Source organism: Exiguobacterium sp. HSB13 (assembly GCF_056764755.1).
The window spans coordinates 904,330-926,150 of sequence record NZ_JBUZOM010000001.1; the positions used below are offsets into that span (position 1 = coordinate 904,330).

Consider the following 21,821-nt stretch of genomic DNA (forward strand, 5'->3'; position numbering starts at 1 on the left):
TTCTTTCACTCGTGATTTAGTATAGTGAAAAATTTTAGTTTAATCAATATTTTTCTCTTGAATCATCTGTTTCGACGACGCGAGCGACTTGAGCGACGATCTCTTCGACGTTGCGAAGTTCCGGGTAGAAGCGGCGGAAGAAGTAGTCGATCCGGTGTGTATCTTCGCCAGCGATCGTCAGCGCCATGCAGATATAGGCGATGCCGATTCCTTGACGAGGCAGGAACGGATTCGGCATGACCTTCGCACAGCGTAAGGCGAGCGGACTGTGCGTCGTCACGGCTTCAATCAACTCTCCGTACGTCCGGATATCGACATAATGGAACATCCGGATCAGTTCGTTGATCAACTGTTGATCGGAATCGAGCATCATCTGCGATGTAACGAGTCGTTTATCGAGCTCGTTGATGACCGGGGAATGATCGATGAAGTAGTTCAAGTTATCTGCCGTGATTCGGACTTGATGCGGGTCAGACAAGATTTGTTGGACGGTCTCGTCTTCAAATTGTTTCAACTGTTTCTTGATGTTGACGAACTCCTGATCGGCGATCTCGAGTAATCCTGCGACCCGACTGAAGCTGCGCCGGACTTCTGCTGGGACACTGTTCGGGTTTTTATATCCAAGATCATGTTCGATCTCCGCCCACGCGTGTTGCAGGATCGAGCGGATTTGGATCTCTGCCGTGTAGTCCTTAAAACGTCCATACTCGCTCAGAGCAAGCCGCTGATCGCTCAGTGAAGCGACGAAGTGGACCGAAAGATAACCGAATTCCGTCGTATCGAGCAACGTCGACTTATCGACCGATTGATCGCGATCGATCGCGAACTCATTCTCGATGATGCGTGCCGCTTCCCGGACGTCGTCATGGAAATAAGTGACGATCCGGATCCCGGTCAAGTCATGGACGTCCTTGAGTGAACGGTATTTATTCGGCTGCCGTAAGACTTTTTGATACAGACTCTCGGAGTCCTTCGTCCGAGCGACGATCGAGTGGTATTTGATGCCTGCCGCGTCGAGCAACTCGGACAAGAGCATCTTCAACTTGTCGGCGTAGGCATCATATTCTTCCTTATCGTTGACATATTCGAGCATCATCGTATTTAAATCTTGTGATTGCACCGTTTCGCACCTTCCTCATCCTGTAGTCATCTAGCCATATTGTAGCACTCTGCTTCGTTAAACGCACAGCAAGACCCTGTTTGAAGCAGTACGATTCGTGGGAAAAAGACAAGTAGTACGTGTCCGGGAGGAGATTAATCATGGAAATAGTGGATGCCCGTGCTTTACCCGCCGATCATATGGATGTCTTGCATGTCACACCATCGTCGATCTATTTTCGACGTCGTCTTGATGACGCCCGTTACCACATCAGCCGGTATGATCTTGAAGATCAGGAACAGGTCGATCTAACGCCAGAAGCCTTGACGGATCACGGACCAACCCGACCGTTCGTGCGGCACGGAAGAGTCTATTGTTTGAATGAACATACGCAAGAACAGGGCGGGGAGACGGAAGTGCTCGTCATCGATCTCTTGTCCGGTAAACGGGAGCAGATTGCGTCGTTTTATGTCGAAGGGGATTTGACGCTCTACTGGGTGCTCAACGAGAACTATCTCGTATTTTTACAGACGACGGATACGACGTCCGCGTTTTTGTATGACGTCAAGGTTGAATCGCGGCAGACGATTCGCGATCCACGGCTCTACGGGATGACGGAGAATTACCGGGAACTCTATTTCTTTCTCGTCACGCTCGAAGACAAGGAGTACATCGTCTGTAATGCTCGGCTCGATGAGTTCTCGTTCTATGATGCCCTTGAAAGTGGTGTCATCTCACCAGAAGATCCGATCGACCACTCGGAAAGTCTGTTGATTGCCCCACTGCCGACCTTGATTGAGGAAATCGAACGTGGTGTTGAGCACTTATCGTTCGCAACCTTGTTGAAGTTAGAAGGGGAAGGGGATACCGTCCAGTATCTCGGAGAACAAGAAGGGCATCTGATCTTCAGTGCCTATACCGATCGTTTGAACGAAGAAATCTTTTACCGGATTGATACGGAAGCGAGTGTCGAAGAGGTTGCCCGGATTCAGTGGAGTGACTATGAACCGCTCGACTTCACGTACGATGACGTTGAGTCGACGATCTTCATCGTCAATGACCGGTCCGAGCACCATCATGAAGTGATCAACTTACGCAACGGTGCCCGATTCCTCGATAAGGAACCGTTCGAACGTGTCTTACGGGGACGCTTTTATCTACACGAAGCGATCGGAGACGACGCGGAACCAATGGTCACCGTCTATGACGCAGAACACAATGAACGCTATCGGTTCGAGGATGCCTATTATGTCACCGTATCCGGGGAACTCGTTATCTTATCGGTCCATCAACTATAAAAAAAGAGCGGTTGTTCTTTTCGTGAGAGCAACCGTTTATCATCTCAAATAAAATTATTTCAACTACCGAAATTAATACAAAAAATAAAAACCAGTCGAGAGTAAACCCCAGACTGGCTAGAAATGCTACACTTATTCTGCGTCAGTCGTACGTGTGTAGACGTCGACTTGGATGTTTCCAGCAGTTGCACGCGAATAAGGGCAGACCGTATGTGCGACTTTCGCGAGTTCAGCTGCCGCTTCTTCCGAGATCCCGCGGACGAGAACATCGAGTTCGACAGAAAGCATGAATCCGTCAGCTGCTTCGTTTAATGTCACATGTGCTGTGACTTCACTGCCATCATGTTTGATGCCTTGTTTACGTGCGACCATGTTTAAAGCAGAGTCGAAGCAAGCAGAATATCCTGCAGCAAAGAGTTGTTCTGGGTTCGTTGCTTGTTTTTTCGATCCTGGTACCGGCATTGCGAGAGCGACGTCAAGGATTCCGTCCTCCGATACGACGCGTCCGTCGCGACCTCCGACAGCTGTTGCAGATGATGTGAACATTGGTTTCATGTGTGTAACTCCCTTTCGTTGTTGGATTCAAATAAGTAGCTTACAATTAGATTGTATACAATTTAAATCGAAATGCAACTCGTTTGCTCACGATAGGAGGAATTTTTTTATGAACCCATTAGCTTTAGATGAACAACTCTGTTTTCCGTTTTATGCGATTTCGCGTGAGATCACGCGTCGTTATCGTCCGTTACTTGAACCACTTGGTCTGACGTATCCGCAATATCTCGTCATGCTCGTCGTCTGGGAGGAGGAGGGACAATCGCTGAAAGCCATCGGTGAACGGCTCCATCTTGATTCGGGAACGTTGACGCCGTTACTGAAGAAACTCGAAGCGGCAGATCTGTTGCGACGCGTTCGTAAGCCGGAAGACGAACGGCACATCCAGATCTTTTTGACGGATGCCGGTCGTGCATTACGGAAACAAGCAGAGACCGTTCCGCTTGATCTCGTCCGGACACTCGACGTCGACGAAGAAGACTTACGCGTCGTTAAAGCGGCACTGAATCGTCTCGTCATGAAAATGAGCGACCCGGATTAACCGGATCGCTCATTGTCTTATTTACGGCGGAAGCCTTCTTCTTCAAGATAGTTTGCTGCTTCCTTATACGAGTTGAATGCACCGTCTAAAAGATCACCAGCGTAGACGAGCCACGTGTCAATGTCTTCATTAAGCAACGTCAATTCGAACTGATTATCGTTGACCCATGTTTCTTCGAGTGTTTCGACCGATTGGACCGTCGAGAGTGCTTTGATTGCATCTTCTAATAAGAGCATTAAAGCAGGCTCTGAAAATTCACGGATGTTGACGAATCCTTTTTCGTCCGTTTCATAACCTGGTAGACCAGCGGCATAGACGAAGCCGTTTCCGTTCGGATGCAAATGATAGACGAGATTCTTCTTCTCATACTGACTGTCCGGGAATTGGAAATTGACGCGCTTCAGCGAGACATCTTTGCGGACGAGCTGTGGGAAGGTCTCGATAATTCGTAGTTTTTCTTCAAAAGTTAACATGGTTCCTCCTTGGTGTTACAGTTCTTCACTTCTATATATGCGATGAAATCAAACAAAATGTCAACCGCTGTCTGAAACCAAGCGACGTTTTTAACCGTAAATGGAAACGAAAGGAAGTGTTTTTTGATGTCTACTGTACAATGGCATACATTGCCAGAACGATCGATTCGAGCAGAACGGCTCGGATTGTTGCCGTTACACGGCTTGATCGCCGTCATTTTGATCGGAACGACGATCACCCAAGTCATGTGGCTCGACCTGACACCCTGGTGGATGGGCATCGTCGGTCTGCTTTGGCTGATCTATTTCATTCCCCGTATCGTCTACATACCCGTTCTTCGCTTGAAATATATGCGTTATCGCATCGATGAGGAATTTCTCGTCGTCCGCAACGGGATCTTTTTCCGCCGCGAAGTCACCGTGCCGCTCGTCAAGGTGCAATTGATCGATAGCCAAACGGGACCAATCCTGCGTCGCTATGATTTGATCACACTGGATATTCGAACGGCATCCGGCTTCGTCACGTTGTCACGACTCGATCGTGCGCAAGGAGACGCGCTACGCACACAAGTCGAACGCTTCGCGAAACTCGAGGAGCGGGAGGAGGAATCGTTATGACCCGGCGCGTCCACCCGCTGTTCATCGTGATGTCGAGTATCTCGATCATCCGCTCGCTTCTGATTCCGTTCGCCGCCTTGATTTTAAATGCGATCCGCAAAGGCGAGATCAACACCTATACGTGGATCGGGATCAGTGTCGGGATTGTGTTCGTCCTCTTATACGGGATCGCCTCCTGGTATTTCTATACGTTCACGATTGATGCCGAGACGATCCGGGTCCGCAAAGGGATTTTCCAAAAAAGTGAACGGACGACGCAACGTAAACGAATCGAGTCGATCGGCATCCAGCAAAATGTCATCGAACGACTGCTGCGTCTTGCGACGTTGACCGTCGAGACGTCGTCCGAGAGCGGAACACCGGAAGTCGAACTAAAGGGAATCCGTCTTGATTTTGCGAAAGAACTAAAGTCGTCGATCAAAAATGAGGGGCAACTCGTCGTCGAAGAACAACAGGCGGAAGTCGCCTATACGATCCCGGTCCGTGATTTGGCATTAGCCGGTGCTTTGTCAGGACGCGTCGGACTGGCGCTCGTCGGGATCGGAACCGCCTATCAATTCATCGATCAGTTCATTGAACGTTATGTCGATCGACTGTTCTCGGAGCTCGCGCATTTATCACTGTTCGTCTTGACGGGGCTTGGCGTCCTCGTCTTACTCGTCATCTATATCGGCTCGATCATCGTCTATATCTTGAAATACGGTTCGTACCGTGCCGTCTTGCAACACAACCGATTATTGATCGGGTACGGAATGTTGAACCGGACCGAGGTCGCGTTTCATGCCGATAAGATTCAAGCCCTCGTCATTCAGGAAAGCTGGATTCAGCGGTTGATCGGACGGGCGAGCCTGTCCTTGCACATCATCTCGGCGACTGGAGAGAAGGAGCGACTGTTGCTCCATCCGTTCATCCGGACGAACGAGATTGATCCGTTCCTAGCGACATATCTGCCGCGCTTTCGTCAGTTCCACCCGCAGCACGAAGTCGCACCGATCGGCTTTCGCTACCGGGTTCGTTGGCCGTTACTCGGTTATGCGCTGTTGTTTACGGCACTAAGCAGTGTCGTCATCATCGTCCTTGATTCTTCCTGGCGCTTTTTGATCTTGCTTCTATTTATCTGGTTACCGTTCTATTACCTCGCAGTGCGCAGCGGTTACCGGAAGACCCGGTTCGGAACCGGCCACGATCTCTTGATGTTACGCAAACAATGGGTTCAAAAAGAGACTGTCTATACGCCACGACTGAAGATCGAGGAATTGACCTGGTCCGTCTCCCGCTGGCTCGAAGCAAAGGAGATTGCCCGGATTGAGATTCAACTGCGGGGCAATACTGCCTTTAACGCGCTCTATTTCGAACGAACGGATATTGATACCTTACAGCGCTGGTATAAACAATCATTCCTTTCGACCCCGTTAGCAGGGGAAGTGAAAACCGACGACGAATAAGGAAAGACTCACTGTCGGAAAGGAAGCGAAGCACATGCGCAAATGGGGAATCGGCATCGTGTTGCTCGTCACGTGTCTGCTACTGTTCATCATCTATGACGGATACCGGATGCAAGAAACATTGATTGGTCAGTCGGATGCTTCTCCGATTCTAAAAACGACGAAAACGGACGGACAAGTGACGAAAGACGAGACATGGTTCAAACAAACGAGCGAAACACAGCAATGGTTGAAGGACGGAATCGTCCGTTTCGGGCGTTATCTACCGGATGACGATAGCAAACAGACCGTCCTTCTCGTACCGGACGAAATCGGATTTTCGCAAACCGGTGTTTATGCGCTTGCCCGCTATTACCATGATGCTGATTTTAACGTCCTCTTGATTGAACGGCGGGGGCAGGAACGAACCGGCGGCATCCGGAACTACGGTTGGCTCGATCGACTGGATGTCTTGGAATGGACGAAGCGCCTGCTTGCTGAAAACGGAGACGATACACGGATCGTCTATCACGGACTTGGTGTCGGCGGGGCAACCGTCTTACTCGCTTCTGGCGAGACCGTACCGACACAAGTCCGGGCAATCGTTGTCGAAGGGGCTTACGCCCGACTCGACGACTGGTTCAGTCTACTCGCGGACGAACAGATTCGTTACCCGGCACTGCCGTCTCTGACGGTTGCGAGCATGTGGAACAAAGGCGAGCAGGATTTCTTTTATGGTGACGTCTCGGTGACGCGCCAAGCAACGAAGAGTCGGATTCCGACAATGTTCATTCACGGAATGAAGGACGACCTCGTTCCGGTCCGGATGATGTATGAACTGTATCAAGCAAAAACGGGATTAAAACAATTGTATCCGGTTCGTGGTGCCGGTCATGACGAGACGTATACGATGGACCCGGACAACTACGAAAAACGATTACGCTTATTCTTGCAACCATACTTGCGCGAGATGTAAAGAAGGGAAGACTGATGCATGCAAACGACACATCCATCCTACTACTGGGTCGGGTCCGACGAACCATTCGTCGACACGCAGCAGATCGACCAGATCGGTCGGGTGGCGCTCGGCCGATTCGGAGGCTGTTCAAGAAGCGGTCAGTATAAAAACGAAGACGGAGTTGCCATCTTGATCGGCGACGATTGGGAGATGACTGTCGTCTTAGACGCTCATAAGACAGCGGATAGTGCGGTACTTGTCTTACAGCAGTTGTCACAACACGAGTCGCGCATTCGGACTGATCTGGATGCACCACTTACGGACGCATTCCGACGGATCGAGACGACCTTGCTGGATCTATTTCAAGATCCGGACTTTTTAGCGGCGTGTGCGACGTTGCAAGGGGAGACGGCGTGTCTGATTGCGGTCCGCAAAGGACAGTTCATATGGTGGTTCTCGGTCGGTGACGTCGTCTTGTATCTATTTCACCCCGATTTGATGAAGATGGGACAAGCTGCCTTGAATGAGCGGCAGTTCTATGAATGGATTGGACGCGCGAACACCTTTGCGTTACCGGTTCCAAGTTATACGCGTGGCGTCCGCGAGTTGCGGCAGGGGGACAACCGATTGTTCGTGACGACGGATGGTTTGCTTGAGTGCCCGGGTACTCCGTACGCTGAAGCGATGCAGATTGAGAAAGCATTACAGTCAGGTGGTGTCGAAGAACTTCTCTCGACGATCGAGGCACAGGGCGTTCGTGACAGCACGACGGTCGTTACATGGACCGTCACGATTGACGAACGCGTCACCCAACCTAGTGATACATGAAACAACCCGCGCTCTTTGAGCGCGGGTTGTTGTTATTCTGTTTCAGGCGTTTGTTCCTGTTGCTGATCGAGTTCGACTGGTTCTTGGTCCACGGGTGGCTTCGCTTCAGCCAACGGGAAGGCGATGCCCGCACTTGTCAGCAAGGTGATCAAGGCGGCGCTCGTCAATGTTTGACGCATGGTCCGGCACGTCCTTTCTGTCTGATTCCGACACTATATTTTAATAATTCTGAACATTCTTCATCGTTTCGTCAAGCAATCTTTTACTTCCACTACGTATTTTTCCCAAAAACCCAGTATACTTAAACATGAAAAAGGGGGAAATCGATTGAAATTAACGAAAGCCAACACACGTCTATTAGAAACCGTTTTACCACGCTTGAACCTGAATGTCGCAGAACCGGACCGGACGGAGATTGAAGACCGTCTGCGGGCAGATATCTATGAAGCCCAGCGGAAACAGCGTCCATTCGAAGAGATTCACGGTCTATCGGTCGAAGCACGCCTCGATCAGATGATCGCTGAATTACCGCAGCGGCACCGGATGGAGACACAAAAACGCTGGACGCGAAACTATGTCTCGTCGATCCTGATGTTCATCTTCATCGAAGGGATCGATGGATTGTTCCAATTCGCCCTGATTGATTACTTATTCTTCTCGATCATCGCTCTGTTCTTGATCGACGCGATGTCACAAGTCATCACGGCACCGAAGCTTAAACAAGTCAAACCGCGGGTGTGGATTCAATTCGTCATCAGCTTCATTCTTTTTTCAACCTACAAGGCACTGCTCGTGACGGTCTTCCCGGCACCGGACGTCTTGATTCAAGTCAGCGGAACGCCGTCTTATATCATCGGCATCGCGGGACTCGTTGGTCTCTATATCTACTGGTCAAAGAATCCGTTACGAAAACGCGGCGCATAATTCGCGAGAGGAGAGGATTGCGTGGAGTTCACACATTGGAAACGACGGCTGCAAGATCATTTCGAACGAATGGGCTTTTCCTTACTGACAGAACGCCTAGCGATGCAAGATATGGTCAAACTCGAAGCGACACATGGTGCCTTCCTGTTCTTTCCGGTGACGATCCATCTGTATGAGCGGTCCGGTTGGAAGATGATCGCCTTTGAGGCAGAGACGGAGGAGGATTCACAACTCGTCGAGCAACAGATCGCCTCGTTGTTCCAACTCTTGATGGTGACCTTCCAGGAAGAAGAGCGCGAGTTCCTGCTCGGGTTTCACGCGAATACCGGTCGTTACCTGACGGACCGTAATGCACCCGTCGGACGGCTCGTCCGTCTGATCGAAGAGTGCTGGTATGACGGTAACGTCCTACGAGTCGAAACGTTCGATCCGTTTCCGGGACTGTTCGTCGCGCCACCTTTCGCCCATCAAAGTTATGCCTTCATGCCGGAAGAACGGATGTGGCGTTTATCCGTCGGGCGTACCGGACGTCCGGCGAACGATTATCGCTTCGACGGAACGATTTTGTCCCCACATCGCTTACCGGAATCAGAATTATTCACCGTGACACCACAGTCGGTACCGTTAGAGGATGAAGATGCAATCCGAACCTTACTGGAAACAGAACGACAGACGATCACTAAATTCCATGATCGCGCCATGGCGACGATTCGGGCGTACGACCCATCATTTGGTTTTGCTTGGCGCGGGACACAGACGTTTTTCCACGGTGTTCCGGTCAACCCATTCGCACAGCGCCTGTGGCTCGAGAACGGTGTGACGCGATACCGGATTCTACAACAAGGATCGACGCGATTGCTTGCTTCCGGTGAGTCCTGTGACGCTGTCATCGAGATGCTCGACGATGCCGTCAGTAGTGAAGAACCGGATGGTCAATCCGTCAGTCCGATTGGTCAACTGATCCTCGGGATTTGGCAACAAATCGAGTCGGACGAAGCGACGTACATCACGAACGTCGACTGCCGTGGGATCTCGCGTATACAAGCCGATAACCGGATTCGCCACGCGCTAGCACGACAAGAGACGATTGATTGGGTGCACCGGGCGCCGAACGAAGATGATATCTGTCGTTTTGCCGGTCTGACGTTGACCTTCCCGCATCGTCCGCCGGGTGTCGTCACGATCGAACGAACGGAAGCAGAATAATGAACGACCAGGCATGTCCGCGCTCGAGCAGACGTACCTGGTCGTTTTTAATGTGCTGGTGTCAGTCGATTAAAGACGACGGACAGGCTGTAATAGATCATGGCTGTCAGACCAGCGATCGCAAAAGAAAGTGGCAGATCAAATGCGTCCTTCGTCGTCAGTACGATGAGCAGGCTCGCAATCACGATGCCGTACACTCCGTAACCGAGGACTGTCGGCACATACGCTAATGTCGTCGATGATCGGTTGATGATCATGCCGATGATAAAGTCGAGTAAGAAGCCGGACAGCAGGATGATCGGCAATGCCACTAAGACATAAAACAAAAATGTTGACCCGAATGATTCATACATCGTATCCGATGCCTGATCTCGGAGCGGTGTATAGGATATGTATGCTAGGACGGTACAGACGAGGGTGGTGGTCAAGATGACAGCAAGTAATCGTTTCAACATCAAGGTTCCTCCTTTATTTTCCTTTTTGAGTATACCAATCTATATCAAAAAACACACCCTACTAGAGGATGTGTAAAGAGCGACCTATAACCCGAGCGACGCGATCAGCCGTCGAACGTCCTGATCCGCTTGTTTAGGTGTCAAAATCAACAGTTGATCGTCTACGAGGACACGTGTCTGACCACGCGGCGTCAGAATTTCATCTTCACGAATGATGGCGACGACAAGTACATCTTGCGGCATCTCGATATCCTGCAGTGTCTTCCCGGCAATCACACTGTTTGTCGAGACCCTGACCTCGATGATTTCCGCTTGTGGATGAGTGACCGTCATGAATTTTAAGAACGGTTCAACCGTCGTGTCGTGCTGTGTTTCTAGCCCCATCCGTCGGACGATCCACGGCAAGGCCGTTCCTTGCAAAAGGGCAGACGTCATAACCGTAAAGAAGACGATATTGAAAAGAAGCGGTGCTTCCGCGAGACCACTGGAGAGGGGATACGTCGCGAGAATGATCGGAACTGCTCCTCGTAGACCAGCTGCTGTGATGACACTCTGTTCTTTGACCGTATACCGAAACGGCAGCAGCGATAAGACGACGGCAAGTGGGCGAGCGAGCAGGATCAACGTCAAGACGATGACGGCCGAGACGAATAATGTCCGGGGATCGAGCAGTTGTTTTGGGAAGACGAGCAATCCGAGCATGATGAACATGCCGATTTCTGCTAAATGCGACAAGCTGCCACTGAAGCGTTTGAGCGTCTCGCGGTAGATCATGTCATGATTGTTGATCCAAATCCCGGTCAAATAGACGGCGAGAAATCCGCTGGCGTGCAAAATCGTCGCGAGACCATACGAGAAGAGCGCCCCACTGAACAGAAGTGTCGGATAAAGGGCGGACGAGGGCAACTCGATCCGGTTCAGCAGTTGCGTGACGAGATACCCGATTGCGAGACCAACTAGCGTCCCAAGTCCCATCTCGTAGATGAAGGACAGAATACCCGCACCGATCGAGAACGATTCCGGCGCTAACGCAAAGGACGTGAACAAAATCGTCAGGAAGACGGCCATCGGATCATTCGTTCCGGACTCCGCTTCGAGCGTATGTTTGACTTTTGGATCGACCGGTCGTCCACTAAGCAGGGAAAAGACAGCGGCCGCATCGGTCGAGCCAACGAGCGCACCAATCAATAATGCGACCGGCCAAGAAAAATCAAGTAGTAGATACGCGACGATCGCAATGATCCCCGTCGTCGCAAGGACCCCGACGGTCGCAAGCGACAGAGCGGCAGGGAGGATTTTCCGAAAGTGTGTCCACTTCGTATGCAAGCCACCGTCAAACAGAATCAGGACGAGCGCCATCGTCCCAAAGAGACGGGCTTGCTCGAAATCACCAAAGTTGATGATTCCTGTGACATCTGACCCTGCGACGATCCCGACGACGACGAACAGGATCAACGTCGGTACATTTAACCGGACGGCGAACTTCGTCGTGATGATCGCAATCAGTAGTAACGTTCCTGCGACGAATAAAATCGTCCCTTCTTCCATCCGACCACCTCTTTCGTGATAACATGTTCTCCTTTTAGTATACGTTACTTTTTGAAAATTTCGAAAAATAACGTCAAAACGAGGTGTACAAACGAAAAGAAAAAGGAAAACTAGAAACAGAACTATTTGCGTTCAAAATGGAACACAAGGAGGAAAAGGGATGAACATCTGTATCGTCACGGGTGCCAACTCCGGCATGGGGATGGTCACGATTCAAGAATTATTGGAGCGAGGAGATCGGGTCATCGCTACCGTCCGTTCGCAGAAGAAAGCAACGGCACTCGTGCAATTAATGCGGGAACATGGTGTATCGCATACGCATCTGGAAATCGAAATTGTCCAACTCGATCAACTGGACTCCGTTCGTCGCTTCGCGGATCGTCTGTTTGATTTAGTCGGTCGCATCGACCGCTTGATCTTAAACGCTGGAGTCATGGTACCGCCGTATCATGTTACGAAGGACGGCTTCGAATCACAATTTCAAGTCAACTACTTGAGTCATTTCTACTTGATCGAGCGCTTATTGCCGTTACTTGAAAAAGGAAACGACCCGCGCGTCATCTCGATTTCGTCGCTCGCTGGTGAAGGCGGCTTGATTCGGACCGACGTCGAACTCGAAGCCATCGCCCACGTCAAAAAAGAACACTATAGCCCGATGCGTTCTTACCGTGAATCAAAGCTCCTGCAAATGATTCATATGCGTGAACTGGCAGAGAAGCATGGCGACCGGATCACGTTCGTCAGCGTTCACCCGGGAATCGTCAACACGGATCTGTTCTACCGCGGCAAGTACGGCAAAGTGATGAAGACGTTACTCAAACCAGTCGCCCAAGTCGGATACTGGACCGGAAAACTCTATACGCCGGAATACGGTGCAAAGACGGCACTCTACCTCGCAACAACCGACGAGCCGCTTGACAACGGTGGCTACTATGCGGACTCTGCACCCCGTCTCAGCAATCCGATCGTTGAAGACGACGAGTACCGGGCGCAAGTACGGAATCTGTCGCGTCGTTGGGTCGAACTCGTCTAAATACAAAAAAACGACCGGCTCGTGGGAAGCCGGTCGTTTATCCGTTGTGACGACTGGGGGTCAGATCACTCCTAAAGAATACGTTACATTGAAATAAAATTGTGGAATATGAAAAAAATCACAAAATAATGGGCAAACGTGAAATCTTGAAGCAAAAAGGTTTTCTTCACGCTGTACATTCGTTAGGATAGAGAAGAATTTTTTTGTAACAGGAGGAATAACATGATACGACAAGCTACATCAAAAGACGTTCGAAACATCGCAACCCTACTTGAGCAAAAAGCGCTCTCCCTCAAAGCCAGTGGCAGTAGCCAGTGGTCTGCTTATCTGGAGCAAGACATCGAGCAACTCGTCGCGCGAGATTTAGAAGCAGGTCGTTTGTATGTCTTTGAGGATCAGAACGAGCTGCTTGGTTCCGTTGCCCTGCTTCCTTCGCTCGAATGGGATCAATCCTTGTGGGATGATGTAGAAGGTCTGTATATCCATCGAATCGTCGTCAGCGACCGTGCAAAAGGACAGGGTGTCGGTCGAAAACTACTCGAACACGCGATTGCTGTGACAGAGGATGAAGGAGAAATTCTACGACTTGACTGTGTCGCGACGAACGAGTTTCTCAATGCATATTACGCATCATTCGGATTCGTCTATCAAGGAACACGGGATGGATTCTCGATTTATGAGTACGAACGCATCGAAGCGACTGCCTGAAGCGGTTCAATCAAGACAACGGTCGTTTCGTTTGGTATGGTAATAGAAAAAGAACGGTTCAAGGAGTGATCGGATGCGACTGAATATCGGCTTTATCGGCTTTGGCAAAAGTACGACCCGTTACCATTTACCGTACGTGATGATCGAGGACAACTATCACGTCACCTGGATTTACAATCGGAAAGAAAAACCGGAGCTGTTCGCATCCTATCAGGATCGACTGCCGGATGCTCGTTTTACAATGGATGTGTCCGAGATGCTCGCTGACCCGGAACTTGATGTCGTCGTCATCAATACACCACCGGCGACCCATTTCGAATACGCATTGCTCGCGTTACAGCATCAAAAGCATGTTCTCGTCGAAAAGCCATTTACGGTGACGGAAGAAGAGACAAAGCGGTTATTTGCGGAAGCAGCTGCGCAAGGCGTTAAGATTCTCGCCTATCAAAATCGACGTTACGATAGCGACTTCCAAGTCGTCGCGCAAATCATCCGTTCCGGAAAACTTGGACGACTCGTCGAGGTCGTCTCGCAATTTGATCTATTCCGCCCGGAAGCAGCGTCAGCTGACGCGCGTCACGAAAACGGTGCGCTCTATGGACTCGGCGTCCATACGCTCGATCAAATCATCGCCTTGTTCGGAAAACCGGACAAGGTCGCCTTTGACGTGCGCAGTGTTCGACTGCCGCACAATCCAGACGACGCATTTGCGATTGATCTCTATTATCCGGAGCTGAAGGTCAGCGTCCGGACAAGTCATGTCGCACTTGCCCCGGCACCCCGGTGGATGTTACACGGAACGAATGGCACGTTCATCAAACAACACGTCGATCGGCAAGAGCTCGATCTGAAAGCGAACTACTTCCCAGGAGAAGAGGGGTTCGGTGAGGATTCAGAAGACGATTATGGTCGTTTGATCTATCATGATGAACACGGTCATTTGCAAGACGTCCGGATTCCGAGTCCTGTTGGTGATTACGGTAAAATGTATCGCGCCTTTTACCGCAGTATCGTCGAAGATGCACCGCTTCCGGTGAAAGAAGAGGATACCTTGTTTGTTGCCCATCTGCTTGAACAAGCCTTCGCGCAACCATCTCCATATATTTTAACGATTAAAAATTAAATTTTAATTTGATTGCAGGTTGATGACAACTCGACTGTGCCCATAGGCATGGTCGGGTTTTTTTGATATAAAGAACAAGTGCATTCCTGATTTTTCAGATTTTTCTAAAGAAATGTTGATTATTTTTTCAAATAGTTGGGAAAAGGGGAATGTCTCACCAAATCCAAACATAGGGGGTCTATCATGAAACGATTCTTATCCGCATTGCTCGTAGCGGTTGTCATCGTTGGGGTACTCAGCCCTTCGTTGATCGCTGAGGCCGCGACGAAGTTGACCGTGACGACGGATGTCTTGCGCGTCCGCGAAAAACCGTCGACATCGAGTAAGATTCTCGGTAACGTCTACAAAGGGAACGTCTACACATCGAAAGGAACATCAGGCAGCTGGTATAAAATCAGCTACAAATCCCGCACCGGATACATACACAAGAACTACGTCAAATCGTCCTCGTCGAAATACACGTCGACAGGGACGAAGTATACGACGGTCGGCACACTCAACGTCCGGACGGGTGCTGGAACGAAGTATAAGGTCGTAGGGCAACTGAATAAAGGGGTTGCCGTTGCGACATATGGCACGTCAGGAAGCTGGACACGGATTCTCTATAAGGGAAGCTACCGTTATATCTCAACGCAGTACGTCTCGAAGTCGAAACCATCGACGACGACGAAACAGTTAAATGTTCCGTACTACAACCAATATTCACTCGGGTATCCATCTGGCTGTGAGTTCGTCTCGTTGAAGATGGCACTCGAATACAAGAAAAAAGCGGTCTCTGCTGCGTCACTCTACAATCAAATGCCGAAAAGCATGAAGAACGCGACGTATAAAAACGGGAAGTATTACTGGGCAGATCCGGAAAAAATGTTCACGGGGAATCCAGCCGGAACGCTTGATTACTACAAAAACTGGGGCATTTACCCGAAAGGAATCTTACCACTCGCGAAAAAATACCGCAGTGGCGCCGTCGATATCTCAAAACAAGGCGTTTCGAAGATCGAAAGTGAAATCCGTAGCGGTAACCCGGTCATCGTCTGGGCAACGGTCGATTTCAAGAATCCATATGGCTACTTCTCTTGGATCAAACCGGACGGTAAAACTTTCACTGGTTACCGGAACTATCACGTCATGCTCGTGACAGGTGTCTCAAGCGGCTCGTTCTATGTCTCGGATCCATACCGCGGCAAGTACAGTGTCAGTCGCTCGCAGTTCACATCCGTTTTCAATCAGACGGGACAATATGCATTATCTGTTCGTTAAACCCTCATCCGGTCGCTCTTAGGCGACCGGATTTTTGTCATTTTCAGGCATATTGATACGAAATCTACTGTAAAATGAAGGAGTTCACCTGCTAGGTGTGTAAAAGAATGACAATGTATCCATGAAAGGAAGTGAAGAGATGGAAGATCCACGGATCACGCGTCTCGAGCAGGAGATCGCGGCGTTACGACAACGAGTAGCTGCCCTTGAAGGACAGCACACTTCGTCTGTCGCACCTGAACCGAGCGAACCAGAAGTAAGTACAGTCGCTCGCCCAGCCCCGCGTCCTTCCTATACGAAACGAAAACCGGTTGTTCCTCAACCAACGTTCAAGGAAAAGCGCTCCCGCGAAGAATGGGAACAGGTCATCGCGACCGTCTGGTTACCCCGGATAGGAGCGATATTTGCTGCACTCGGGGCTTTGTTCCTCTTCTCCTATGCCTCGGTTGCCGGTCTGATCAGTCCGCCTGTCCGCATCGGAAGTGGGGTGTTGATTGGTCTACTCGTCATCGCCCTCGGAGAATATCAGTATGAGAAGAAGCGGCGCGAGCTTGGCGTCGGACTCGTCGCGACCGGAACGATTGTCGCCTTAGCGGCATTGTTTGCTGGAATGGCCTTATATCAATTTTATCCACCATCTTTAGCGTTCTTACTTGAGCTCGTCGTCGTCTTCATCGCGTACGGTTTGATGCTCTGGATGCGATCGCAAGCCTTACTCGTCCTCGTATCCATCACCGGTTTCTTATTACCGTATCTACAATTATCGGACGAGCCGAACTTACCGCTCTTCTTATTGTACGAAGTCGTCTTGTTCGCAGCGATCTTCTTTGCCGTTGACCGACTGAAGGCAAAGAGAGCGTTCGTCTTCGCTTGGGTGATCTTTACGATTGCACTCGCGTTTGGATTGTTGTCGTTGACGCTCTCACGGTACGACGATGGTGTTCCGCAACTCGATGAATGGTCTCTCTTACTTGCGACATTCTTCGGTTACGGCGCAACGTCTTTCGTCGGACGACGGATTCAATTTCAGCCAAACGCCCCAAGCTGGCTTGCTGGTGTTGTCGTCTTGCTGACGTTACTGATTCTTGATTGGTCGTTCGGGACGCTAATCGCGATTCTGTTTGCTGGCGTTGCCTACGTGCTCGCTGATCGATTAAAGGATTCGGCGCAAAACGGCGTCGGTCACGTTGCCTTACTCGTCGCCGTCCTCTTGATTCCGGCAGATGCCATCAGCTGGACGTATCAACTACGCTACTTCTTGATTGCCGGGTTGATTGCCGCATTTTGGTTCGTTCCGCGGGCGCGGATGCCGCATCAACGGTTGTTTAACGTCGGCTTATATGTCGTCTTCATCTTTTCTGCCGTCGTTGATTATGAATCCTATCAAAGCTTAGGTCTGTCTTACGCCTTGACGGTGCTCGCTATGGTCATTGCTTCGACAGCATTCGTCTTGCTCCTCGTTCAGACACATCGTGATCCGGTCTGGAAAGGGTCATGGCAACTTGTTCTCGTCTTAGCTGCGATCGGTATCTTTACGACCTATACGTTGATTATCATGGAGTTACCGTTCTACAGCGGTCTTGAAGAAACGGCGCGTAGTACGACGTTGTCCGCTGCCTATATCGTCCTCGCACTCGTCCTTGTCGCGATCGGTCGGATGCGGACGTCGTCGACGTGGCGATTGTCCGGATTGTTGCTGCTGACGATCAGTGCCGTCAAGCTTTTACTGTTCGATTTGTCGTTCCTGAGCTTATTCCAAAAAGCGTTCGTCTTCATTGGCTTCGGGATCGTCACATTCATCATTTCACGGACGTACTTCAAAAAACGAAAAGAACAAGCATAACGAAGCGCTTGAATCGGTTGAAATGAACCGGTTCAAGCTTTTTTAATTGCGCAAAATTTTTATTGATAACGATTATCATTGTCGTCTATACTATTTAAGGAACTGACTTAATTAGTAACAGGGGGAACCATACATGAAACAAGCATTATTGATGACAGGGGCGCTCGCCGTCGTTTTAGCAGGTTGTAGTGAAGCGAAACAAGCGGAGACACCGGCACCAAAAAAGACGAATTTTGATCAGGTCGTCACGGATTACCGAACGTATGCGATCAACGAAATCGATACGTTCGTCCGCGAGACGGAAAAGTTCACCGATGCCGTACAGGCTGGCAAACTCGAAGAAGCGAAAGCGTTGTACGCTCCAACACGGATGCACTACGAACGTGCAGAACCAATCGCGGAAGTGTTCGGTGACCTCGATCCGAAAATCGATGCGCGAGCAGGCGACGTTAAAGCGTCGGAGTGGGGTGGCTACCACCGGATCGAACAAGGGTTATTTGAAAAGGGAACGACAAAAGGCTATGAAGCATACGCGAAACAATTGATGAAGGACGTTCACTTACTGCGGGCGAAGGTCGAGACGGTCGAGGTGACACCAGAATTACTCGTCACGGGGGCGACAGATTTACTAAACGAAGTCTCGACGTCAAAAGTAACAGGGGAAGAGGATCGTTATTCGCATACCGATTTATATGACTTCGCAGCAAACGTCGAAGGTGCTGAAAAAATCTATGAACTGTTGAACCCGGCGCTGAAAAAACAAGACGCGGCATTATCTAAAGAAATCGCGGCTCGCTTCAAAGATGTCCACGCTTTACTCGACGCCAAGAAAAAGGGTGACGGCTACGTCCTCTATACGAGTCTTTCGAAACAGGACGTCAAACAAATGAGTGTCGCCATCAATGAACTCGCGGAACCGCTCTCGAAGATGGGCATCGTACTGGAGGGATAAGCATGAAACCAATCCAAGAAGGTGTCACGCGGCGTGACGTCCTGAAGGTCGCGGGCTTGACGAGTCTCGGAGCCGCCCTGTATGCCAGTGGTCTTGAGAAGTTTCTTCCGCGAACATTGACTGTCGAAGCCAGTGATCAAGAGCCGTTCTACGGAACGTATCAAGCGGGAATTCTGACACCCCCACAAAATCACGTCCAAGTCGTGGCGTTTGATATCAAGACGGAGCGACGCGATGAGTTGGTCGATTTATTAAAACGCTGGACGCGGTTATGTGCCAGACTTGCTGCTGGTTTATCGTACGGTGATTCCGACTCCCGTTACGTGCCACCGGAAGATACGGGGGAAGCGGATGGATTATCGGCCGGTCACTTGACGTTTACGTTCGGGTGCGGTCCAAGTCTGTTTGACGGTCGCTTCGGCATCCGTCATAAACGACCGGAGGCGCTCCAAGCGTTGCCGACGTTCGACCTCGATCGTTTAGACGAAAAATGGAGTGGAGGCGACCTCGTCGTCCAAGTCTGTGGTGATGATGCGCAAGTCGTCTTCCATGCCATCCGTAACCTCGTCCGTGTCGGGCGTGGAACGGTCGCGATGCGATGGTCCCAAGCTGGTTTCCAGCGCAGTAAAGCAGCAGATGCCTCTGGTGGAACCCCGCGCAATCTATTTGGTTTCAAGGACGGTACGGGAAATCCTGACGTCTCGAAGAAGCAGGTCCGGAAAGAATCGCTCTTTTGTCAGTGGCAAGACGGGACACCGTGGTTGACGAACGGCTCGTTCCTTGTCGTCCGTCGCATTCAGATGCATCTCGAAGTCTGGGACCGGACGATTCTAAAAGAGCAAGAACGGACCTTCGGACGCGAGCGTGCTTCCGGGGCGCCGCTCGGCTCAACAGACGAGTTCGCTTCCGTCACACCAGCGAAACGACAAGCTCGTGGCGAAGCTGACTTACCGGTTGACTCGCATACCGCTGTCGCGCATGGAGACGGGAAGACAGCCATCTTACGCCGTTCCTACTCGTATCAGGACGGCATCGATGAAAAGACGGGTGCCCTTGATGCTGGACTGCTGTTTTTATCGTATCAGCGTTCACCGAAACAATTCATCGAGATTCAACGTCGTCTTGCAGCGCAGGATCGATTAAATGAATACATCACGCACCGTGGTAGTGCCATCTTCGCCTGCTTCGGTGGGATTTCGAAAGGAGGCTATATCGGTGATGCGTTATTTGCGTAATCTCGCCCTTTTACTTGTACTCCTTATGGTCGGTCAACACGCCGTGCCTGTCCATGCTGCTTCGACGGATGATCTCTATGTCGCGATCGGACAAGCCTTGTCCGCTGTTGCAAGTGAAGATCGCGCGGCACTGAATCAAGCGATCGATGAACTGAATCAAGCATCCAAAGACTTACCGGAACAGCAAGCGGCAATCATGAAAGCTGTCAAACAGGTCGATGCGAAACGGTCGGCAACGTTTCCGGAAGTCCGCGAGCAACTGACAGCACTCTCTGCTGCCGTCCGGAAGCAGGAAGAAGCAACGAAACCGAAGACGGATCCGGTTGCGAAAGCAAAGGTGAAGCAATTGCTTTCGTTGACGAAAGAGATGCGGCAAGTCAAGGCGAGCGATCGTCCGGTAGCCGAGCAACGGTTGTTGACCGCATGGACGACGCACGAGAGTCTTGTTCGCAATGACAGTGTCGGTCACTATGGCAACATCGAGATGGCACTCGCGTCAATCCGGATTGCGGCGGCGCGTGAGTCCGCGGATACGAAGGAATGGAAAGCCGCACTTGATCAGTTCGATATGGCCGTCCAGTCGTTCCTCGACGGGGAGCAGGTCCAGGCGAAGAAAACGGGACTGCAGTCGCTGCTGACGCCACTTGAAAAGGCGCAGACCGCACTTGCGGCAAATGATCTGCCACAAGCGAAACGGGCACTCGAATCGTTTCTGAAGACATGGCCGCGAGCGGAAGGCGAGGTCCGGACACGTAATGAAGGGCTCTATTCTCAGCTTGAGTCCGACGTACCGCTATTACTTGCCCAGCTGACGCCGGAAACACGAGAAACGACGGCACAAGAACTCCAGTCGTTTGAGAATGCTATCGCACAATTACAAACGAAGACCCACTATACGTTCGTTGACGCGATGCTCGTCATGCTACGGGAAGGTCTCGAAGCGTTACTGATCGTCAGCGCGCTTGTGGCTTTCGCTCGCAAAAGCCGTTCCAAACAAGAAGGAAAGGTTTGGGCAGGCGCCGGGCTTGGTCTGATCGCAAGCGGTCTGTTAGCGCTCATCCTCCAGACGGTCTTTCAGGCATCGTTCGCGGCGACCGGTCGGGAACAAATTGAAGGCTACACGGGCATCGTTGCGGTCGTTGTCATGTTGTTCGTCGGCTACTGGTTGCACTCAAAAAGCGCCGTCGCCAAACGAAAACACTTTCTATCGACGCTTTCGACGACGTCCTTATTCTTCGTCAGTTTCTTGACGATTTTCCGAGAAGGCGCCGAGACGTTACTGTTTTATATCGGAATGGCACCAGCGATGACGAAGACCGCCCTGTTATCCGGAATCGGTCTTGCGATCATCATCATCGGACTCGTCTCGTATGCGGTCATCCAGATTGGTGTCCGTTTACCGATCCACCGCCTGTTCCAAGTCGCCTCGTGGTTGATTTATGTGATGGCGTTTAAGATTCTTGGTACGAGTCTGCATGCGTTGCAGCTGACGAACGTCTTACCGATTCATCCGATCAATGGACTCGGGACTGCCGGGTGGATCGGCTTTTATCCGACGCTCGAGACGCTCATCCCACAAATCGTTCTGATGATTCTGATTGCGTTGTTTACAATCTGGCAAAAGCGGCGTGCGTCTTCAATCCAGACTGCTGCTTAATCCATTTTTCAATTTCAGGTTTCAACTATTATGTTTCGGGTATAACTTCTTATCAGCAGCTTGCTGCATGAAAGAGAGGGATT

22 protein-coding genes are annotated in these 21,821 nt (G+C 50.7%); 16 read left to right on the forward strand and 6 right to left on the reverse strand.

Translation table 11 applies throughout. The annotated features are described in order from the left end of the window. Positions 1-43: 43 nt before the first annotated feature. A complete protein-coding gene (locus tag ACZGCQ_RS04895; protein WP_231681756.1) occupies positions 44-1,120 on the reverse strand; it encodes a GTP pyrophosphokinase in 1,077 nt (358 codons plus the stop codon). A 140-nt stretch (positions 1,121-1,260) separates the two neighbouring features. Between ACZGCQ_RS04895 and ACZGCQ_RS04900 the strand changes: the two genes are divergently transcribed. Continuing rightward, complete coding sequence (locus ACZGCQ_RS04900; protein ID WP_411211459.1) at positions 1,261-2,397, forward strand: Six-bladed beta-propeller, TolB-like protein; 1,137 nt, start codon at positions 1,261-1,263, stop codon at positions 2,395-2,397. Positions 2,398-2,529: 132 nt separating this feature from the next. Here ACZGCQ_RS04900 and ACZGCQ_RS04905 read toward each other — a convergent pair whose 3' ends face one another. Beyond that, the gene (locus ACZGCQ_RS04905) at positions 2,530-2,952 is read right to left on the reverse strand and encodes an organic hydroperoxide resistance protein (protein WP_023468292.1); all 423 of its coding nucleotides are present in this window, start codon (positions 2,950-2,952) and stop codon (positions 2,530-2,532) included. A 109-nt stretch (positions 2,953-3,061) separates the two neighbouring features. Here ACZGCQ_RS04905 and ACZGCQ_RS04910 point away from each other — a divergent pair, with 109 nt between their 5' ends. Beyond that, positions 3,062-3,493 carry a MarR family winged helix-turn-helix transcriptional regulator gene (locus ACZGCQ_RS04910; protein WP_029341686.1) on the forward strand — a complete coding sequence of 144 codons (432 nt, stop codon included), beginning with the start codon at positions 3,062-3,064 and terminating at the stop codon, positions 3,491-3,493. 17 nt (positions 3,494-3,510) lie between these two features. Here the strand turns inward: ACZGCQ_RS04910 and ACZGCQ_RS04915 are convergent, their stop codons facing one another. Beyond that, positions 3,511-3,966 (reverse strand): hypothetical protein, encoded by a 456-nt coding sequence (locus ACZGCQ_RS04915; RefSeq protein ID WP_411211458.1) that lies wholly within the window; start codon positions 3,964-3,966, stop codon positions 3,511-3,513. 126 nt (positions 3,967-4,092) lie between these two features. Between ACZGCQ_RS04915 and ACZGCQ_RS04920 the strand changes: the two genes are divergently transcribed. From ACZGCQ_RS04920 to ACZGCQ_RS04935, 4 genes are read left to right on the forward strand one after another with little or no spacing between them, the layout of a single operon-like run. Further along, positions 4,093-4,584, forward strand: a complete 492-nt coding sequence (locus ACZGCQ_RS04920; RefSeq protein WP_035408021.1) for a PH domain-containing protein — start codon at positions 4,093-4,095, stop codon at positions 4,582-4,584. After that, positions 4,581-6,029: a PH domain-containing protein gene (locus tag ACZGCQ_RS04925; protein WP_481265667.1), complete on the forward strand. Its 1,449-nt coding sequence runs from the start codon at positions 4,581-4,583 to the stop codon at positions 6,027-6,029. The genes ACZGCQ_RS04920 and ACZGCQ_RS04925 overlap by 4 nt, the downstream gene beginning before the upstream one ends. A gap of 34 nt (positions 6,030-6,063) precedes the next feature. Next, a complete protein-coding gene (locus tag ACZGCQ_RS04930) occupies positions 6,064-6,984 on the forward strand; it encodes an alpha/beta hydrolase (protein WP_481265668.1) in 921 nt (306 codons plus the stop codon). Positions 6,985-7,002: 18 nt separating this feature from the next. After that, positions 7,003-7,794: a PP2C family serine/threonine-protein phosphatase gene (locus tag ACZGCQ_RS04935; protein ID WP_481265669.1), complete on the forward strand. Its 792-nt coding sequence runs from the start codon at positions 7,003-7,005 to the stop codon at positions 7,792-7,794. A gap of 32 nt (positions 7,795-7,826) precedes the next feature. Here ACZGCQ_RS04935 and ACZGCQ_RS04940 read toward each other — a convergent pair whose 3' ends face one another. After that, positions 7,827-7,973 carry a hypothetical protein gene (locus ACZGCQ_RS04940; protein ID WP_023468299.1) on the reverse strand — a complete coding sequence of 49 codons (147 nt, stop codon included), beginning with the start codon at positions 7,971-7,973 and terminating at the stop codon, positions 7,827-7,829. A 148-nt stretch (positions 7,974-8,121) separates the two neighbouring features. Between ACZGCQ_RS04940 and ACZGCQ_RS04945 the strand changes: the two genes are divergently transcribed. Then, entirely contained in the window at positions 8,122-8,718 is a 597-nt protein-coding gene (locus ACZGCQ_RS04945) for a DUF1129 family protein (protein WP_029341691.1), read from the forward strand. Positions 8,719-8,739: 21 nt separating this feature from the next. Then, positions 8,740-9,924 carry a hypothetical protein gene (locus ACZGCQ_RS04950; RefSeq protein ID WP_481265670.1) on the forward strand — a complete coding sequence of 395 codons (1,185 nt, stop codon included), beginning with the start codon at positions 8,740-8,742 and terminating at the stop codon, positions 9,922-9,924. A 47-nt stretch (positions 9,925-9,971) separates the two neighbouring features. Here ACZGCQ_RS04950 and ACZGCQ_RS04955 read toward each other — a convergent pair whose 3' ends face one another. Both ACZGCQ_RS04955 and ACZGCQ_RS04960 read right to left on the reverse strand, forming a co-directional pair. Continuing rightward, entirely contained in the window at positions 9,972-10,379 is a 408-nt protein-coding gene (locus ACZGCQ_RS04955; RefSeq protein ID WP_481265671.1) for a hypothetical protein, read from the reverse strand. 84 nt (positions 10,380-10,463) lie between these two features. After that, a complete protein-coding gene (locus ACZGCQ_RS04960; RefSeq protein WP_214728624.1) occupies positions 10,464-11,927 on the reverse strand; it encodes a potassium/proton antiporter in 1,464 nt (487 codons plus the stop codon). 160 nt (positions 11,928-12,087) lie between these two features. Between ACZGCQ_RS04960 and ACZGCQ_RS04965 the strand changes: the two genes are divergently transcribed. From ACZGCQ_RS04965 to ACZGCQ_RS05000, 8 genes are all read left to right on the forward strand, one after another. After that, the gene (locus ACZGCQ_RS04965) at positions 12,088-12,960 is read left to right on the forward strand and encodes an SDR family NAD(P)-dependent oxidoreductase (protein ID WP_481265672.1); all 873 of its coding nucleotides are present in this window, start codon (positions 12,088-12,090) and stop codon (positions 12,958-12,960) included. Between the two features lie 222 nt (positions 12,961-13,182). Then, a complete protein-coding gene (locus ACZGCQ_RS04970) occupies positions 13,183-13,668 on the forward strand; it encodes a GNAT family N-acetyltransferase (RefSeq protein WP_047395463.1) in 486 nt (161 codons plus the stop codon). Between the two features lie 73 nt (positions 13,669-13,741). Then, positions 13,742-14,791 carry an oxidoreductase gene (locus ACZGCQ_RS04975; RefSeq protein WP_481265673.1) on the forward strand — a complete coding sequence of 350 codons (1,050 nt, stop codon included), beginning with the start codon at positions 13,742-13,744 and terminating at the stop codon, positions 14,789-14,791. 183 nt (positions 14,792-14,974) lie between these two features. Further along, positions 14,975-16,051: a C39 family peptidase gene (locus ACZGCQ_RS04980; protein ID WP_214728630.1), complete on the forward strand. Its 1,077-nt coding sequence runs from the start codon at positions 14,975-14,977 to the stop codon at positions 16,049-16,051. Positions 16,052-16,190: 139 nt separating this feature from the next. Next, positions 16,191-17,894 (forward strand): DUF2339 domain-containing protein, encoded by a 1,704-nt coding sequence (locus ACZGCQ_RS04985; protein WP_481265674.1) that lies wholly within the window; start codon positions 16,191-16,193, stop codon positions 17,892-17,894. 133 nt (positions 17,895-18,027) lie between these two features. Continuing rightward, positions 18,028-18,846: an iron uptake system protein EfeO gene (gene efeO / locus ACZGCQ_RS04990; RefSeq protein ID WP_481265675.1), complete on the forward strand. Its 819-nt coding sequence runs from the start codon at positions 18,028-18,030 to the stop codon at positions 18,844-18,846. 2 nt (positions 18,847-18,848) lie between these two features. Beyond that, entirely contained in the window at positions 18,849-20,081 is a 1,233-nt protein-coding gene (gene efeB, locus ACZGCQ_RS04995) for an iron uptake transporter deferrochelatase/peroxidase subunit (RefSeq protein WP_481265676.1), read from the forward strand. Further along, the gene (locus ACZGCQ_RS05000; protein ID WP_481266368.1) at positions 20,065-21,738 is read left to right on the forward strand and encodes an FTR1 family protein; all 1,674 of its coding nucleotides are present in this window, start codon (positions 20,065-20,067) and stop codon (positions 21,736-21,738) included. The genes efeB and ACZGCQ_RS05000 overlap by 17 nt, the downstream gene beginning before the upstream one ends. Positions 21,739-21,821 lie beyond the last annotated feature (83 nt).

What these genes read in the sequence shown, in the direction of transcription:
- ACZGCQ_RS04900 (WP_411211459.1), top strand. Translation starts at nt 1,261, where the DNA reads ATGGAAATAGTGGATGCCCGTGCTTTACCCGCCGATCATATGGATGTC.
- ACZGCQ_RS04905 (WP_023468292.1), bottom strand. Translation starts at nt 2,952, where the DNA reads ATGAAACCAATGTTCACATCATCTGCAACAGCTGTCGGAGGTCGCGAC.
- ACZGCQ_RS04910 (WP_029341686.1), top strand. Translation starts at nt 3,062, where the DNA reads ATGAACCCATTAGCTTTAGATGAACAACTCTGTTTTCCGTTTTATGCG.
- ACZGCQ_RS04915 (WP_411211458.1), bottom strand. Translation starts at nt 3,966, where the DNA reads ATGTTAACTTTTGAAGAAAAACTACGAATTATCGAGACCTTCCCACAG.
- ACZGCQ_RS04920 (WP_035408021.1), top strand. Translation starts at nt 4,093, where the DNA reads ATGTCTACTGTACAATGGCATACATTGCCAGAACGATCGATTCGAGCA.
- ACZGCQ_RS04925 (WP_481265667.1), top strand. Translation starts at nt 4,581, where the DNA reads ATGACCCGGCGCGTCCACCCGCTGTTCATCGTGATGTCGAGTATCTCG.
- ACZGCQ_RS04930 (WP_481265668.1), top strand. Translation starts at nt 6,064, where the DNA reads ATGCGCAAATGGGGAATCGGCATCGTGTTGCTCGTCACGTGTCTGCTA.
- ACZGCQ_RS04935 (WP_481265669.1), top strand. Translation starts at nt 7,003, where the DNA reads ATGCAAACGACACATCCATCCTACTACTGGGTCGGGTCCGACGAACCA.
- ACZGCQ_RS04940 (WP_023468299.1), bottom strand. Translation starts at nt 7,973, where the DNA reads ATGCGTCAAACATTGACGAGCGCCGCCTTGATCACCTTGCTGACAAGT.
- ACZGCQ_RS04955 (WP_481265671.1), bottom strand. Translation starts at nt 10,379, where the DNA reads ATGTTGAAACGATTACTTGCTGTCATCTTGACCACCACCCTCGTCTGT.
- ACZGCQ_RS04960 (WP_214728624.1), bottom strand. Translation starts at nt 11,927, where the DNA reads ATGGAAGAAGGGACGATTTTATTCGTCGCAGGAACGTTACTACTGATT.
- ACZGCQ_RS04965 (WP_481265672.1), top strand. Translation starts at nt 12,088, where the DNA reads ATGAACATCTGTATCGTCACGGGTGCCAACTCCGGCATGGGGATGGTC.
- ACZGCQ_RS04970 (WP_047395463.1), top strand. Translation starts at nt 13,183, where the DNA reads ATGATACGACAAGCTACATCAAAAGACGTTCGAAACATCGCAACCCTA.
- ACZGCQ_RS04975 (WP_481265673.1), top strand. Translation starts at nt 13,742, where the DNA reads ATGCGACTGAATATCGGCTTTATCGGCTTTGGCAAAAGTACGACCCGT.
- ACZGCQ_RS04980 (WP_214728630.1), top strand. Translation starts at nt 14,975, where the DNA reads ATGAAACGATTCTTATCCGCATTGCTCGTAGCGGTTGTCATCGTTGGG.
- ACZGCQ_RS04985 (WP_481265674.1), top strand. Translation starts at nt 16,191, where the DNA reads ATGGAAGATCCACGGATCACGCGTCTCGAGCAGGAGATCGCGGCGTTA.
- efeO (WP_481265675.1), top strand. Translation starts at nt 18,028, where the DNA reads ATGAAACAAGCATTATTGATGACAGGGGCGCTCGCCGTCGTTTTAGCA.
- efeB (WP_481265676.1), top strand. Translation starts at nt 18,849, where the DNA reads ATGAAACCAATCCAAGAAGGTGTCACGCGGCGTGACGTCCTGAAGGTC.
- ACZGCQ_RS05000 (WP_481266368.1), top strand. Translation starts at nt 20,065, where the DNA reads ATGCGTTATTTGCGTAATCTCGCCCTTTTACTTGTACTCCTTATGGTC.